This is a genomic window from Chloracidobacterium validum (assembly GCF_018304825.1).
In the GTDB taxonomy this organism is placed as follows: Bacteria; Acidobacteriota; Blastocatellia; order Chloracidobacteriales; family Chloracidobacteriaceae; genus Chloracidobacterium; species Chloracidobacterium validum.
Window position 1 is genome coordinate 808,664 of record NZ_CP072648.1, and the last position, 16,768, is coordinate 825,431.

Below are 16,768 nucleotides of genomic sequence, written 5' to 3' on the forward strand. Positions count from 1 at the left end.
GCCGGTGCGCATCGAAATCGTGCGCTGAATGAATCACCATTCAGAAGCTTAGACGGAACCAGGCTTGGATGCAACGGAAAAATCAGGCGGCAAGGCGTAGCCCGAGGCGCTACCAAGCCAACCGGTCACCGGGAAAGCTGGGTTGCGCAGGTGCGTTCGACTGGTGAAGATGACGTCGCCCTCCTTGCGCCATCCTGTCACGCTTTCGATCAAATATGGTGAATCGGACGGTTTTGCTGACGGCGGGACGCGCCTATCAGGATTTTCGCCTCTGGAGTGGCATTGGCTCGATTGGCTGGAATCTCCTGTTCTTTACCGTCTTCCTGTTGGCTGGCTTGCATGTTGTTCTCTTTCAGGGCTTGGGGATTGAGCGCCAATCATCACCGTTGATGGTGGCGCTCGGGTTTGGAGCCTTTTACGCACTTCATGCGGCCGTGAATTTCCCGCTTGAACTACTTGCTGGGTGGGCGTCTGAACGTAGTTTTGGCATGACACGCCGAACGCTCTGGCGCTGGTTAGGGGCTTACCTGATCGGCGTCATCGGTCAGGGGGTGTTGTTCGTTCTGGGTCTTACCGCACTTTGGCAACTGCGTGAATCCCTCCCGACCGGGTGGTGGTTGGCTGCTGCCGGTGGCAGCTTGGTCATCGTGCTCCTCATGGCTTGTTTACAGCCCTTCCTGCTGCCACCGGTCGTGCGGCTGAAGCCTTTAGCTGCTCCACAGGTGCTGGACCTGATTCCCGCGCCGCTCAGGACCGCGTTGCCGAAAGTAGTTGTGTTCACTGGCGATGATGATGAGGCCGTCAATGGTGGCTTGGTCGGATGGGGGCCGGCAACCCAAATCTGGCTCAGTCAAACCACCCTCGACAAACTCCAAGCCGAGCAAGTCGCGTGTTTACTCATACGCGAGCTTGGGCATCTCAAGGCTGGCCACCGCACGCTTGGTATCGTTGTTTCTGGCCTCTGGCTGGCGGTCGGGGTGGCGGTCGCCGCCAGCTTAACGGACTACGTTGGAACCGGAAGCCCGGCGGACTTGCTCATCCTGGCCGTTGGGATGACGTGGTGGAGCTTTGCCGGATTATTTGTGTTGCCCGCGCTTGGACGGCGCAGTGTGCTAGCGGCTGACCGCTTCTACCTGACCCACGGTGGCAACGCGCAGACCCTGCGGGACACTTTGCTCCGGTTGGCGGAAATCAACCGCGCCCAACCCGATATTGCTGGGGGCAAGCAGCAGGTCTTTCATCCACTACCGAGCCTCGATGCGCGTTTAGCCCACATCGAGCAATACTGTTCGGGAGGTCAGTAACAGCATGTTGCCATTGCCACGTCTCACGTTTTGGCTTTCGATGCCGTGGGGAAACCTCATTGCGCGCGCGCTGCATTGCCATGTCGGGAAGCCTCACCTGTGGTTTCTCCCGCCGTCCTGGATGTAGCCCACTGCCGACCTGTTATTTGATTTCGGGACGACAGACCGCTCCTTCAGGACAGACGACAAATCCGCCAACATAGAACGTCGCGTCTGCGAGTGAGGCGAAACCGGCGGCTCCATAGGGAAAAAGCTTGTCCCGGTCTTGAAAAAGGGCGACTGAAATTTCATCCGGGCTGTCGCTGGGCGTGATGAGGTGGCTGATTTTGTTGTCGCGCGCCACGATGCGAATGCGGTTCCACTGGCGCGCCTCGAACCGTAGCGGCAGCGGATCGCTCTGGACGGGTATCCCCAGGACGCCGTCTCGGTAGAGATATGTGTCAATCCGGCTGGTGGTTGGGGTCGGCGATTCCAGGATAAACACATAGCCATTGCGCTCGTCGCGGCCACGAACGACCCACGCGGCCCGCTGCCCCTGGGCAATCCGCAAGTCAAAATTAATCTCACAGCCGCGAAAGCCGACTTCCTTGGGAAGCCCGACGGCAAAGTTCGTCCCGCCGACGCGCAGAAGTTGCTGCTCAACGGCCCAACCGGGTGGGGCGTCCCATTTGTAGAGATTGGTGAAGTTGTCGGCAAACTCGATGATGGCTTCCAAGCGTGCCCGCAGCAGTGTTGGTTGCTCTGTCGTAAGCGTCAGGTCGGTTTCAAACGTTCGGTAGCGCTCCGCCTCAATCCGCAGCCGGTGCGTTTCATCCGGCGAGAGTTGCTCGATGACCAGCGAGCCGTCGGCCGAGACGTCGCCGCAGTAGACATCATCGGCGTAAACACGGGCGGTTGGTAGGGAATCAATGCGCAAGATGGCCTTGGGCGGTTCGGCAACTTCAACCTTTGCCGTGGCCGCTTCAAGTTTCAGCGTCGCGTTATAGACTGCGCGCGCGCCCTGTCGAATCTGGATTTTACGTGTTCCTGGCGGGCTAATCCGCGCTTCCAACCGCTGGCCGTCCAAACGCCACCGGGCTTCATCGAGCAACTGCCCATCCACGAAAACAGCCGGTTTGGGGGTTGGGCGCAGGCGCAAGTTGGGAATCGAAAGCGTGGCAAAGTTTGGCTTGAGTTCAGCAATGATGGCTTCCGACCGTCCGGCCGTGATTGTGATGTCGCAGGTAAAGTTCTCGTAATCAGCCGCGCGCACTTCGAGCCGGTAGCGCCCTGGGTTGAGCTTTTTTGTGAACTTCCCGTTGATGAGTTGGCCGCTGGGTTGGCTGTTGACCAACACCTCACCGGTCGGCGTATTGCTCGCCACGACCAGCGTACCGGCCGACGGCGGGCGATACGTGGCGGTCTTGATTTTTTTCTCGATGATGACACTGGCTTCTTTCTGCGCCAGGATACTGGCGCTTGGCGCGCCAATAAACAAGACAATGAGAAACAGTGCGGCGGTTATCCTCATGGCTGGGGCGGGTCGGCTGCAACACGGAAGCCCAGAAAAGCTTGTTTCTTGTCGGGGAGCGTCCATTTGCGACTGGTGGTACGGGCGTCCAACAAAAGTGACGCGAAATGGCCGCCACGGTAAACCTTACAGGTCAGGTCACGTTCGGTCGCGCGATAGCCGCTACCCGGATAAACCGTGAAATCAGACGCCGTCCATTCACAGACGTTGCCTCCCATGCCAAAAACCCCGAAAGCACTTCGGTCGCGGGTGTTGTTTGGTTCAACATTGACCGGCAGCACAAGCATTTGGGGGGTGTTGATCGCCTGGCGCGTGTTGGCCGTCCCATCGCGCCAGAAGTCGCCCCATGGGAAGAGCCGCTTGTCCGTTCCACGCGCAGCATATTCCCACTCGTCCTCGGTCGGGAGTCGAAACACAACGCCATCGGGATTGGATTTGGTCAGCCAGGCGCAGTAGGCTTGCGCATCGCGCCACGAAACCTCGGTCACTGGGAAGTCATCCTGCCCGGCCGGGTAAGTGCCTTGTTTCCAGCTTGGCGGCAGAGGGTGTCCGGTTGCTTCAGCAAATCGCTTGTATTCGGCGTTCGTGGTTTCGTATTTGGCAATGTAAAAAGCTTTCACCGTGACAGCGTGAGCCGGTGTTTCATCAATCGGCACGCGCTTGTCACTGGTGAGGTCGTCGGGGCCGGGGTCACGCCCCATGGTAAACGTTCCGGCGGGAACCAGGACGAAACTCTCCAGGGATTTTGGCGCTGCCGTTTGAGTGGGTGTCGGTGCCACACCCACTGGCACTGGCGTGGGCGTAAGCCAGCGGTTGAGCGCCAGTGCGCCAAACACAAGGCTTGGCACAACAACGGCAATTGCTGCGTAGAGCCACCAGTTCCGGGACTTGGTGGCTGGTTCGTCAAGCGGTAACCCGCTGCCATAGGGGCGCGTGTCACTGCTGGAGGCTGGTCGTTTCAGGGTAGCCGCGAAGGTATCTGGGTCGCTATCGGGCAAGGGTGCCAGGATGCGTCCTGGCGCGGATGTTTTGGGCGCAAGCTTTGCCGCCGCAAGCAATGCCTGTGAAAATTCCTGCGCGGTGCGGAAGCGGTCGCTGGGGGACTTCTCCAGAGCGCGATGAATCACCGCCGCGATTTCTTCCGAAATGTTGGGGTTGAATTGCCGAAGCGGCGGCGGTGGCTCGTTCACATGCTTGAGGGCAACCGTAAGTGGGCTGTCACCGTCAAAGGGTGGCTGTCCTGCGCACATTTCATACAGCACAACCCCCAGGGAATAGAGGTCAGCGCGTCCGTCAATGGCGCCGCCACGGCACTGTTCGGGCGACATGTAGCGTGGCGTTCCCATCATGGTGCCTTCCGTGGTCATGTTGACCACGGTCGAGGTTTGAATCTTGGCAATCCCAAAATCCAGCACCTTGACGACTTCTTCACCCCCGGCTTCGGGACTCGTGAGAAAGATATTGTCCGGCTTGAGGTCGCGGTGCGTAATGTTTTGCCGGTGCATAAACTCAAGCACGGCAAAAACCTGTTCGGCGTAACGCACAATCGTTTCAAGTGGCAACCAGCCAACGCGGGCTAGTCGTTCCCGCAGGGTTTCACCCTTGAGAAGTTCCATAATCAGGTAGCAATCACCTTGCTCGACGCCGGAATCAAGGACGCGCACCGCGTTCGGATGCTGAACTCGCGCCATGGCCTTGGCCTCACGCTTGAAGCGCTCGACGGCTTCAGCGTTGCTCGATAGGCTGCTTGCCATGATCTTGATGGCAACCGACGTCTCGAGTTCACAGTGCCGAGCTTCATAGACGCGCCCCATGCCCCCTACGCCAAGCAGTCGCACGATTTCATACTTGTTCTGAAACCGTTGTCCGATGGCGAGACCCTCGACGGGACGTTGTTTGGGGGGGGAAGTCTCAATGGCGACGGGCTGGGTGGCCGGGGCTCCGACCCGGATGGTCTCTCCGCCGGGGGCTGGTTTCAGACGCGCGCCGGTGCCAAGGTTCATCGTCTGCTCAACGGTCAAGTCCTGATCGGTACCGGCCGGAAGCGGGTTTTCCGTTAGTCCGTCCGTCAAAGCAGGCGCTGCCGCTGATGATGCCAGATGGGTGGTTTGGTCCGGCGCGCTTGGTCTGCCGTCAGATGGGTTAGCCATGACGTTTGGTAAACGTTGTCACTTGGGTTATTTGGCTTTGAACTTGACTTTGCCGTCAACAATGTCCACGGTGAAGTTGACCTGGGTCGTATTCCGCTCGGAACACAGCTTCTGTGTGTTCTGAACGATAATTTGGCGGAACTGCTCATAGCTTGTGTTGGTGGCTTCCCCAACCGTTCGTTTCGCCTGTTGTAGGCTCTCATAGAGTTTTCGGATACTTGATTCCTGCTGCTCCTGGGACGTGTTACGGCCAATCTGCACGGTCGTGGGTTCAAATCGTGGCGGCAATGGGTTGCGTTGGAAGTCGCCAAACACAGCGTCCACATCCAGCTCATCAATTGCCTCACCAAATTCCTCGCGCCGCTTTTCTTCACTTTCGCGGAAGTTGGCAAGGTATTGGGCGCGCAAGTCGCGTCCTTCTTCACGGTCTTTGAGTGTGCGGTCCCACAGCCGCCGGAACGCCACGAAGCGGGCGACGATCTGATTGAAACGGAATCGCTGCTGAAACCGCAGTGAGCGATTTTCCTCGATCTTTTTGATGAGCGCTTCGACCCGCCACTTCGTGTCGTAGGGGGGGCGGTCGCGTCCACCGTTGAAGTACATGTCAAACTCGATTTTGAGCCGACGAATTTCCTCATCGAGTAGGCTGATCTGCTCGTCGAGTGACTTAGGTTCGCTCATACCCTAATCCTCACGATGCCGGTGATTCGTTTGGGAAAAGACTACACGACTCGGCGCCAGATTGCATCGCGCATGTGAAGGCACAGGTGAATGGGTTGCTGAAAGAGGCGCGCTCGTCGTTGCCGGATGCCAGGGGGCTTGGCGGTGGCACTGGCACAGCCGCCAGCCTGCCTGGTCAAGTGACCGCTCGGCAAGAACCGGCTCACCGCTGATTTCCCGGATGAGCCGATGATTCGGATCAAAGCGGACAGCGCGCGGCGCAGCTTCAAGCGGCAGTGAGAATGCCTGTTCGGCTTGCGCTTCGATAAACCAGCGCACGGTCTGGCGTTGGCCTTTGGGCAGTTCGATGTCAACCTCAACCGGCGTGCGAACGTAATCGTTTTGAGGATAGGCGCTCCGTGGGTCTTGTTTCTGTGTTTGGCGTACCGTCACGTGGAGCTGTTTCTGGGCAGGGTGGTAGCGATGCGTGACTTCAAACACCGGATGCCCCATGCGATACACCCACTGCTCGAAAAACCAGTCCAGTCCCATGCCGGCGGCGGCTTCCATGGCCCGCCGAAAGTCATGGGTTTCGACATTCTGGAACTGGTGGCGGGTCAGGTAGTCGGTGATGCCGCGTCGCCAGGCCTCTTCGCCCACGACGAACCGCAGCATGTCGAGCGTCAATGCCCCCCGCGAGTAGGCATAGGCGTCAAAGAGGGCGTCCGGGTGGGTGAAGCGGCGCGTCACCAGCGGACGCCGCAGCCCTTCCCGCCAAGCTCGGTGGTAAGCCGCCCGGTGCTCCTCCATGACCGCCTGAAACCGCTGCTCTCCAAACCGGTGCCGGATGTAGAGGGCTTCAAAATAGGTCGCAAACCCTTCACTCAACCAGAGTTCCGACCAGTCCCGGCAGGTGACGAGATTGCCAAACCACTGGTGGGCTAGTTCATGCGCCTGGAGCGCTTCGATGCTTTCAAGTGACTCATGACTGCGCGGCAGCGTGGTGTCGGCGAGGTGGGTCGTGGTGACGTTTTCCATGCCACCCCCGAACTCGGCAACCATCGTTTGGGCGTACTTGGCATAGGGGTAGCGCACGCCGGTTTCCGTTGAAAGAAACGCCATCATGCGGGGCAGGTTGGCAAAGGCGCGTTTGGCGTCGGCATACCGATCCGGGTACACGTAGGACTGCACCGGAATGTCGTCATAGCTGGATTCAATCAAGCGATACCGACCGACCGCGATAGCCAGCAAATAACTGGCATGGGGCTGTTCCATGCGCCAGTGGACGGTGCGCGTGCCATCGCCGTTGTCCGTGTCGGCGACCAACCGTCCGTTGCTGACGACCGTGTAGGGCGTTTCGACCGTGGCGCGCAGCTCGGAGGTGAATTTGTCGTTGGGGGCATCAAAGCAGGGAAACCAGTTCCGGTTGTATTCGGTCTCGCCCTGCGACCAGATTTGGCGCGGTCGCTTGGGTAAGTCTGGGGTCGGCTGAATGAAGGTGAGTCCCGTGCCAAACATCCCGAAAATCCCACCGGTCGGAGGCGTGGCCTGCGCCTCGTACGTGATGACCAGGGTCAGTGTGTCGGCGAGCGTGTAGCTGCGTTCGAGCGTGATATGAAGTTTTTCAGCCGACTTGTCGTGCTTGAAAGCGAGTTGCGCGCCCGTTTCGGTCGTGACACCGGCAACGGTCATCGTCTGTCCAGCGTCGAGTGTCACTTGGCGAAAGTCAGACTGGGTGGGCTTGAGTGTCAGCCGTGCCGTGCCAAAAGTCTTTTGGGCCTGCCAATCAAACCGCAGGTCAAGGGCGATGTGCTGGGTATCGAAGTTGTTGATCCGCACCCACTGGGCCGGAGGCAGTTCCGGCGCTGCCCGCTGGGCCGGCGTCACTGCCCAATCTCGGCAGAGCACGCCGATGAGCAAAATGCCGATGATGCGGAAGACCAAACGCGAGGTAGTCATCTTGGCGCTTGATTCAGGCTGAGATAAGAGTACCCTGACTCGCACCCCAGCTTTGTAATCTTTATCCACAACCGGCACAACCGTTGGTTTCAAGCCGCGCTGAACCACACTCGTCGCCCAGGTCTTGACGGTATGGCCGATAACCTACAACTCCGGCGCGGGCTGACGTTCACCGACGCGCTGGCATTGACGGTTGGAACAATTATCGGCACCGGCGTTTTCCTGAAAACGGCCGCCATGGGGCAGTCCCTTGGCTCGCCATCGGCTGTGTTGGCGGCTTGGGCGGCGGCCGGACTGCTCTCACTGGCCGGCGCACTGACTTATGCCGAATTGGGCGCGATGCTGCCCCGCGCCGGCGGAGAATATGTGTTCTTGCGGGCTGCCTATGGCGACGTGCCGGCCTTTCTCTACGGCTGGATGCGGTTCGCGGTTGCCGCTGCCGGCTCTATCGCCATTTATGGCGTTGGATTTTCAATTTTTCTCGCTGGCATCGTGGATTATGGGCCGCCGTGGTACGAGCCGACCGTTCACATCTTTGGGACGTCTGTTCGATGGCAGTTTGGGGCGCGGCAACTCGTGGCGGTCGGGGCGATTGGGTTCTTTTCCGTGCTCAATTGTTTGGGCGTTGTGGTCGGCGGAAGGTTGCAGTCGTTGCTGACGGCGGTCAAGGTTGCGGCCATCGTGGTTATCGTCGTTGGCGTGTTGTTCGGCTCACGAACCGGCACCTGGGCGCATCTCTGGACGTCTGACCACCCGGCAACCGGCGGCATGGCTGCCTTCGGCGCGGCCATGCTGGCTGCGCTGTGGGCCTTTGATGGCTGGAATAACCTGCCGATGGCCGCCGGTGAAGTGCACGATCCGGGACGAAATGTGCCGCGCGCGCTCATCATAGGCATGCTGGTGGTGCTGGTCGTGTATGGGCTGGCGAACCTGGCGTATTGCTATGCTTTGCCCATGAGCGCCATCGTCACGGCGAACTCAACCGCCTACCCGGACGCGCCGCCGGTGGCTACCAAAGCCGTCCAGACCGTGCTGGGCGACGGGGGCGCCAGACTCGTTTCAGTGGCGTTCGTGCTGTCGAGCTTGGGCGCACTCAATGGGTCAATTCTGACCAATGCGCGTGTGCCATACGCCATGGCCCGCGATGGCTTGTTCTTTGCCGGCTTCGGACGCCTCAACCGCGCGGCCACACCGGCCCGGGCCATGCTGGCGCAAGCGGCGTGGGCCTGCCTGTTGGCGGTGTCGGGAACTTTCGATCAACTGACGGATTATGTCGTGTTTGCCTCCTGGGTTTTCTACGGACTGGCAACCGCCGGCGTGTTCGTGCTGCGCCGGACGCAGCCCCATGCCGAGCGCCCCTACCGAACGCTCGGCTACCCGGTTGTGCCGTTGGTGTTTCTGGCCGTTGCCGGCTGGCTTGTCGTCAACACATTACTGACCAATCCGGTTTCGTCCGGGATTGGGTTGGGCATCATCGCGCTTGGGCTGCCCCTGTACTGGCTCAACCGCCGGCGCGCTTCGTGAGGACAGGGGCCTGACGATTCACCTAGGTCTTGATGTGGGGCGGCGCTTGTCGCAGGGGGCGACGTGGAAAACCAAACTTTCCACGGTCATGCAGACTCAGATTGCAAGCGAATGACCAATCTTGCGCAGTGACGGAGCCTATACATCATGCCTGTTCAGCTTCAGCGCAACCGCCTTCGATACTGGCTTGGATGGATGCTCGTGCTTGGGCTATGCCTTCCACCGCGCATGAGTACGGCGCACTCGACAACGAGTGGCTATGACTTCAGTCTGGTCCGCAATCAGCTCCAGGGTGCCGTTGCCGCCAACCAACCACCGGGGCTATCGCTCATGGTACGCCACCGCAACCAAACGATTTTTCGTGAAGCCTACGGGCGACTTGGCTTCGGCGTACCGTTTACGACGGAATCACGGGTGTTCCTTGCGTCTTCCACCAAGCTGGTCTCCATGGCGGCGGTGATGATTTGTGTTGACCGCGGCTTGATCCGACTGGATGACCCAGTCGGGAATTATCTCCCGGCTTTTCGAGATATGCCCGTTGCCGGCTCGACGCGGCGCGGTTGGCCAACCATCCGGCAGTGCATGTCACATACGGCCGGGATGTATGGCACTTCCACGGCCCTCGCCAATGATGCCATCTCACTTGAGCAAGCCGTGGCGCAAATCGCGGCTGAAAACACGCCTCTTCGCGCGCTACCCGGAACAGACTTTTTTTATGGTGGCGTTTCGATGCACGTCGTCGGGCGTGTGGTCGAAGTCGTCACCGGCGTGCCGTTCGATAGTTTCGTGCGCCAGAATATTTTCACGCCGTGCCGCATGACGCACTCGGCCTTTACCGAATCGGGGGCTATGACCGCTAACCCACGGATTGCGGGTGGTATGTGGTCAACACTCGATGATTACATGAACTTTCTGAGGATGCTTTACGCGGATGGGGTTTTCGAGGGGCGGCGCGTCTTGTCGGTAGCATCCTGCCTGGAGATGCGCCGCGATCAAACCCGTGGCGTCCCAATTACGTCGTCTCCCTATATCAACTACGGCCAGCCTGACACGCGCTATGGATTCGGCTGGTGGCTCAATACGGTTGATGCCAACGGGGTAGGGATCAATGTGAGCGACGGCGGAGCCTTTGGTACGCTCCCCTGGATTGACTACCGAACCGGTGCGCTGGGCGTCTTTTTTTCTCAGACACCGCTCAGCAATGTTTTCCTGCTGACCGAGCAGACCAGGGCTGCGGTCAATCAAACTATTCTGTCGGCAAGACTGCCCCGCGCCCGACCCAAGGCGGTCGGCGTGTATCGGCCGGTGGATGGGAACGTCTATCTGAAGTTTGAAAACTCTTCTGGCTTTGCTGATCTGAATTTTCTCTATGGCCAAGCGCAGGACTTGCCAGTTGCAGGTGACTGGGACGGAGATGGACTGCAATCAGTCGGTATCTTTCGCCAGGGACAGTTTTTCCTGAAAAACACGAATGGGCCGGGTTTTGCTGACATCTCGTTCGACTTCGGTGAACCGGGTGACATCCCCGTAGCCGGCGACTGGAACGGCGACGGACAAGATACCATCGGGGTTTATCGGCAGGGTGTTTTTCTCTTGCGCAACACCAATGACGCTGGACCGCCGGACTATGTCATCAACTATGGTCAGCCCGGCGATTTGCCGGTGGTTGGCGACTGGGATGGCGACCTCACGACGACCGTCGGTTGCTTTCGTCCAGCGGATGGTTTTGCCTACCTCCGTAACTCGAATACCAGTGGCTTTGCCGACCTGTCCTTTTTTTACGGCTCGGCCGGCGACCTTCCACTGGCCGGTGACTGGACCGGACAGGGCTTTGACAGCCTCGGTATCTATCGCCAGGGAACGTTTTTCCTGCGCAATACGAACACGCCCGGCTTTGCTGACTTGGCATTTCAGCTCGGCCTGCCAGGGGATCGCCCCCTCGCCGGACGCTGGCGATAGTCAGGAGCGTCCAGGCTGGAGTGCCGACTTTTCGGCAGGCTCAACAGGTTGGCAAAAACTCGGTATGCGCCCGGAACGCCGGCCGGCAACTGCCGAAACCAGGCACAACCGGTATAAACATACGTTCCCCGTCCAAGCTCGGCGACAACCAAGCCACCAGCGTTGGGCACTTCGCCTTCATCGTGGCTTTCAATCAACGGCGTGTAGCGGGGATCGTACTGGCTGAAGTCATACAGCGAACGTTCCTGCACCCACCCATTCCAATCGGCATCGGTGATCCGATTAGGTCGGGTCAACACCGGATGATCGGGCTGTAAAACCGTGACCTTGGCCGTTTCATCGGTCGTACGGCGTGTCATCCCACCGACCGGGAAGGGCGGCAGTCCCCGCGCAGCGTAGTCAGGGCGCTGGTACTGGACAATGAGCGTTCCGCCTTGCTCGACATAGGCAAGCAGGCGAGCGTGTTCAGCCGCAAAGTCAGGACGGGTCTGCGACGCCCGCACGCCGACGACAATCACATCAAACCGTTGGAGGTCTCCGGTCGCCAGCGCGTCAGCGTCAAGCAGCGTCACCGGCAAGCCAAGTTGCTCGATGGACTGCGGCACGCGGTCGCCACTGCCCATGACGTACCCGACGGTGACCGGCGCAACGTTGACATCGGCGATCACGATCAGTCCCTGTGCGCGTGGATAAAGCCGGCGCGTCTGAATGTGGGGGTAAGTCAGGGTTTGGACGTCGTGCTCGTAGGCGCTGCCACCACTGGCAACCGTCGCCGTCAGCGGGTAGCGTCCATCCTCAACCGCAACAGGTGGGGAGACTTGAAAGACAGCGTACTGGCGGCTTTTGGACGGCAGTTTCAGGGTCACAGTCGCGGGCTGGACGCGCCACCCGTCGGGCGCGGTCAGGGTGAGTGTCCCGTCCCGCATCTGCGACGTGTGATTGGTCACGGCTACCGAAACGCGCAGCGCGCGCCGTCCAGACGCCCGTGATACCAGCCGCAGCGCTTCTGTCAAGCGCACCGAGAGCGCTGGTGTCAGGCTTACTTCAGAAGAAACCTCACCGTGAATGGGGTCAGCGTAGCGATATTCGACTGGGAGCGCGAGCCGGTAGGATTGCCCCCGAATCCGTAGGTGAGCAATCGGTGTTACCCACTGCCCAGTCGCCAGGTCCGCCACTGGGGTTGACGGCAGCGTAATCCGGGCGCTCTGCCAGTAGCCATCGGCAGTCAGACGCGGTTCGACGACAGCCTGGCAAGCATTAATCACTTCAGATACACCCCCGACAACGAGCGGTGGCCCCTCGCCGCCAGGCGCCTCCACCTTGATCGGACGGCTGAACGTGAGCGTGACAACCTGCCCTTCGGTGACGGTTGCCGCGTCTGAAACCGCAGCCGGATAGAAGCCGGCCGCTACCATGACGGCCCGAGCCACTTGCGCTTGTTTGACCTTGAGCTGGTCGGCCGTCGGCTGCCCGTTCAGTGCCTGGCAGCACAGCGCAAGCCGTTCGTAGGCAGTCGCCAGTGGCCCGATGGCTTCAGACGTTGCGCAAGCGGTTTCCGCCAGGCGCTTGGTTGTCACTTCAACGGACTGCATCAACTGCCGTAGTTCATCTGGGGCGTCAGGTGGCAAGAGCGGTTGTAAACTCGTATCCAGCCCATCGAACAAGGAGATTTCGGCTCGTGGATCGGTCGGCACACGGCTTTCCACCAGCTTGACACTCGAAAAACGTTCATCATCCGGCTCCAGCGCCCCCATTTCCTGTGATTTGTGCTGGCTTCGCCCACGCATGGCGATCTGGAAATAGGTGCGCCCCAACAGTGGATCATAGACGCCAGTGGGAATGCTGAGTACCGGGTTGGTGTTTTCCGGTGGCGCAACGTCGGCGCTGACGTAGAGCTTTTGGGCCTGCCAGGCCGGGCCGAGTTCGGGATGCCAGTCGGGGTCGCCGGCCTTGGTGAACGCCTGTGGTGTCAGGAAACCACAGTACTGGTGGTGACCGTGGCCGTCGCGGGGCGTCCCTCCCCAGCGGGACACGATGACGAGTGGCTTGAAATCACGGATCACGCGCACCATGTCCATCAAGATGGCATCCGGGCCGTGAAGCGCCGTCCACTTGGCTTCGGTTTCTTTGAGGGTTTTGCTGAAGCCGAAATCGAAGGCGCGGGTAAAGAACTGCTCGCCGCCGTCAATGGCCCGGGCCTGGTGTAACTCTTCGGTTCGGATCACGCCCAGCGCCGTACCTTGCTCTGTCCCCAGAATGTTTTGCCCGCCTTCGCCGCGGGTTAGCGACAAGTAAGCCACCCGCGCCCCGTCGCCTCGCGCCAGGCGGGCAATCAACGCCGAATCTTCATCGTCAGGGTGCGCCCCGATGTGGAGAACACTGGCCGTAGTCGGCAACTTCCGAAGCTGGAGCTTTAGCCCAACCAGTCCCCGGTCAATGTGCTTGCCGGTCGGTGTCGGTTGTGTAGGCACACGCCCGGCCGCCTTCGGCAAGCTTGCCACCGTCAACAGTCCGAGTAAGAAAACGACTGCCAAGCGCCGCCATGAACCGGCGCCGGGCGACTGCCGGTACTTCATTCGAGCGTCTCCGCGCGCAACCGCTGCCAAACCGCGTAACTTTTCAGCGGCCGCTCGACGACCGCCTGCATGAGGCGGCTGTTGACTTCAGCTACATCGGCTACGACGTGGGTTGGCACAGCCTGTCCCAGAAACTCGTCCGGCCCAAATCGCTGAATTGCTGCATAAGCGCGGCGGGTCAGTGGGCCGATGTCGCGTCCCGCGGACACGCAACTGCGACAGGCCGGCGTCCCATCTGATGCCAGCCGCGCCGGTTGCTCGGCATCAAAGAAAGCACCGCACCGAGCGCATTGCCGCCAGGATGGAAGAAAACCGGCCAACCGCAGCAACCAAGTTTCAACATAAGCCGCCAGGGCCGGCTGTGCCTGCCGGGCTTCATCGAGTCCGGTGGACAGACGGCGCTCAATCGCTTCACAACCGACAGAAAGCAGCCGATAGACCGGGTCGTTGGCTTGATGTGGCGGGAACAGTTCGGAGACGAGTTCCGCCCAGTACGCCAACATGGCCAGCGTCGCCGGGTCGGCCGCCGCGCTGAAGCGGGTTCGCTTCACATCGCACGTCACGAGCTGCGCCAAGTCGCGCCCCTCCCGTTCCCGGTAGGTAATGGCGACCTCCGAAAGCAGTTCGAGCGCCGCACCGTACTTGTTTTTTGAGCTGCGCGCCCCATGCGCCACCGCCCGAATCAAGCCATCCAATCGCGTGAAGAGGACGACAATCTTGTGGCCTTCGCCGTAGTCGTACGTACGTAAGACAAAGGCATCGCTGGTGTGGAGTACGGCAAGGGGCATGACAGGGTTGCAGTTCGGGTGAAATCTAGCATGCTTGGGCGCGCACGGCGATGCGTGGTATCGCCGTGGAGCATTTCTCGTGTGAAAGGACCTTTCCAAACTCATGACCGAACTCATCAACCGCCAGTGGCGACTGGCTGCCCGCCCGGTGGGCAACTTCAAGGATACCGACTTCACTTGGCACGAAGAACCCGTGCCAGCACTCGCCGCCGGACAAGTCCGGGTTCGCAACATCTATCTTTCGCTCGACCCGACCAACCGTATTTGGGCCGCGCAGGATTCCTACCTGCCGGCCGTCCCGCTTGGCGACGTGATGCGGGGTGTCGCCATTGGCGTCGTCGAAGCGTCAACCCATGACGCACTTCCGGAAGGGACCTTCGTTCAAGGCTTGCTCGGCTGGCAGCTTTACTATGTTGGTGATGGAAAAGGGCTGACGCCGATTACGAAAATTCCGGGACAGTCTTTGCTTCTGTACCACGGCGTTCTTGGGGCGATTGGCTTGACGGCCTACTTCGGGCTTCTCGATATCGGCAAGCCCAAGGCCGGTGAAACCTTGGTTGTTTCGGCCGCGGCCGGCGCCGTCGGCTCACTCGTCGGACAAATTGGAAAAATTATCGGGTGTCGGGTCGTTGGCATTGCCGGTGGGCCGGAAAAATGCCGCTGGATCGTCGAAGAACTCGGATTTGACGCTGCCATTGACTACAAGCACGAAAACGTTGCTGCGGCACTGGCCAGCCACTGTCCGCAGGGCATTGACGTGTACTTCGACAATGTCGGTGGTGACATCCTCGATGCGGCACTGGCCCGCATGAACAATTTCGGACGTGTCGTTGCCTGCGGTGCCATTTCACAGTACACCGCCGACCGCCCGCCGGTCGGTCCGTCCAACTTCCTGCTGGTCGTGAGCAAGCGGTTGCGCATCGAAGGCTTCATCGTCCTCGACTATCTGCCCCGCGCCCAGGAAGCCATCCCGCAACTGCTCGGCTGGATTGCCAGCGGTCAGCTCAAGTATCGGCTCGATGTGGTGGATGGCCTCGAACAAGCCCCCCAAGCCGTACGCAAGCTGTTTGATGGCTCAAACCTGGGTAAGCTTGTCGTCAAGGTTTCAGAAGAACCCTCATGACGCGCCAATGACGGCCAGAGTCTTCATTGTTGCCGGCGAGGCTTCAGGCGATGCGCATGCCGCCGAATTGATTCACTGCCTCCAGACTCAGGCAGAAGTGGAAGGCGTGCCGCGCCTACACTGTTACGGCATGGGTGGCGACGGCCTGGCGGCGGCCGGCGTCGCCCCACTGGTGCGCATGGAAGCCGTCAGCGTCATCGGCATCGCCGAGGTGCTCCGCCACTTGCCGACGATCTGGCGGACGTTTCGCCAACTCATTGCTACCGTTGACCAACACCGTCCCGACCTGGCCGTTCTGGTGGACTTCCCGGACTTCAACCTGCGTCTGGCGCGTCAGCTCAGGCGACGGGGCATTCCCATTGTGTGGTACATCAGTCCGCAGGTCTGGGCGTGGCGACGCGGCCGCATCCCGGCGCTCAAGCAACTCGTCACGGAAATGCTGGTCTTGTTTCCGTTCGAGGTGACGTTCTATGCCCAGCACGGCATGGACGTGACATTCGTCGGGCACCCACTCCTGGACCGCGTGCCGCGCTTTTCGGCGGAGGAACAACAGCGAATCCGGGAACGTTTCGGAATAGCGCCGGACAAGCGCATCGTCGCGCTGCTGCCGGGCAGTCGGCGCTCCGAACTCCGGCATTACCTTCAACCGATGCTCCTGGCCGCCGAACGGTTAGCGCGGCAGGACGCGCGCGTGGCCTACGTGCTGCCCTGCGCGCCGTCGCTGGACGCGGCCGAGCTTGCCGAGCGCCTGCGTCAGACGAACGCCCCGGTTACCCTGACCTCCCATGCCTTTTACGAAAGCCTGGCCATTGCCGATGCGGCCGTGGTGGCGTCCGGCACCGCCACACTGGAAACGGCGCTGGTTGGGACGCCGATGGTCATTGTCGGCAAGGTTGCGCCGTTGACCGCGGCCTATCTGCGGCGTTTCGCGCCCCTGCCTTATGTCGGACTCGTCAACTACGTAATGGGTGACGTTGCCGTTCCAGAGCTGCTGCAAGAGCAAGTGACCGGCGAGAACATCGCCCATGCCCTTGGGCGTCTCCTTGCCGACCCAGCCGAACGGGAACGCTTGCAGTCCGTTTACCAGGCGCTTCGCACCCGACTTGGTGAGCAAGGCGCTTCGGCGCGGGCCGCGCAAGCCGTCTGGCGACACTTGACGACCGTCTCACGGATGTCCCAGACAACTGTGACGAGCGCGACCGGATAGGTTTTACA

At 60.4% G+C, this 16,768-nt stretch carries 11 protein-coding genes; 5 read left to right on the top strand and 6 right to left on the bottom strand.

Annotation, left to right across the window (positions count from 1 at the left end; genetic code table 11):
* Nucleotides 1-215 precede the first annotated feature (215 nt).
* Nucleotides 216-1,304 (top strand): M48 family metalloprotease, encoded by a 1,089-nt coding sequence (locus J8C06_RS03465; protein WP_211429400.1) that lies wholly within the window; start codon nt 216-218, stop codon nt 1,302-1,304.
* 142 nt (nt 1,305-1,446) lie between these two features.
* On the opposite strand, the gene J8C06_RS03470 is transcribed toward J8C06_RS03465, so the two are convergent.
* The 4 genes from J8C06_RS03470 to J8C06_RS03485 form a co-directional block, all read right to left on the bottom strand.
* Complete coding sequence (locus J8C06_RS03470; protein WP_211429401.1) at nt 1,447-2,814, bottom strand: PEGA domain-containing protein; 1,368 nt, start codon at nt 2,812-2,814, stop codon at nt 1,447-1,449.
* A complete protein-coding gene (locus tag J8C06_RS03475; RefSeq protein WP_211429402.1) occupies nt 2,811-4,886 on the bottom strand; it encodes a bifunctional serine/threonine-protein kinase/formylglycine-generating enzyme family protein in 2,076 nt (691 codons plus the stop codon). The genes J8C06_RS03470 and J8C06_RS03475 overlap by 4 nt, the downstream gene beginning before the upstream one ends.
* A gap of 105 nt (nt 4,887-4,991) precedes the next feature.
* Nucleotides 4,992-5,645 (bottom strand): MXAN_5187 C-terminal domain-containing protein, encoded by a 654-nt coding sequence (locus J8C06_RS03480; RefSeq protein WP_211429403.1) that lies wholly within the window; start codon nt 5,643-5,645, stop codon nt 4,992-4,994.
* Nucleotides 5,646-5,648: 3 nt separating this feature from the next.
* Nucleotides 5,649-7,583, bottom strand: a complete 1,935-nt coding sequence (locus tag J8C06_RS03485; RefSeq protein WP_211429404.1) for a M1 family metallopeptidase — start codon at nt 7,581-7,583, stop codon at nt 5,649-5,651.
* Between the two features lie 132 nt (nt 7,584-7,715).
* Here J8C06_RS03485 and J8C06_RS03490 point away from each other — a divergent pair, with 132 nt between their 5' ends.
* On the top strand, nt 7,716-9,107 hold the full coding sequence (locus J8C06_RS03490) for an APC family permease (RefSeq protein ID WP_211429405.1): 1,392 nt from the start codon (nt 7,716-7,718) through the stop codon (nt 9,105-9,107).
* Between the two features lie 147 nt (nt 9,108-9,254).
* Entirely contained in the window at nt 9,255-11,066 is a 1,812-nt protein-coding gene (locus tag J8C06_RS03495; protein WP_211429406.1) for a serine hydrolase domain-containing protein, read from the top strand.
* Here J8C06_RS03495 and J8C06_RS03500 read toward each other — a convergent pair.
* The gene (locus J8C06_RS03500; protein WP_211429407.1) at nt 11,018-13,642 is read right to left on the bottom strand and encodes a PIG-L family deacetylase; all 2,625 of its coding nucleotides are present in this window, start codon (nt 13,640-13,642) and stop codon (nt 11,018-11,020) included. The genes J8C06_RS03495 and J8C06_RS03500 overlap by 49 nt on opposite strands.
* Complete coding sequence (recO, locus tag J8C06_RS03505) at nt 13,639-14,430, bottom strand: DNA repair protein RecO (protein WP_211429408.1); 792 nt, start codon at nt 14,428-14,430, stop codon at nt 13,639-13,641. The genes J8C06_RS03500 and recO overlap by 4 nt, the downstream gene beginning before the upstream one ends.
* 103 nt (nt 14,431-14,533) lie before the next feature.
* Here recO and J8C06_RS03510 point away from each other — a divergent pair, with 103 nt between their 5' ends.
* Nucleotides 14,534-15,553, top strand: coding sequence for an NADP-dependent oxidoreductase (locus J8C06_RS03510; RefSeq protein WP_211429409.1), 1,020 nt, complete (start codon nt 14,534-14,536; stop codon nt 15,551-15,553).
* Nucleotides 15,554-15,560: 7 nt separating this feature from the next.
* Complete coding sequence (gene lpxB, locus J8C06_RS03515; RefSeq protein ID WP_211429410.1) at nt 15,561-16,760, top strand: lipid-A-disaccharide synthase; 1,200 nt, start codon at nt 15,561-15,563, stop codon at nt 16,758-16,760.
* Nucleotides 16,761-16,768 lie beyond the last annotated feature (8 nt).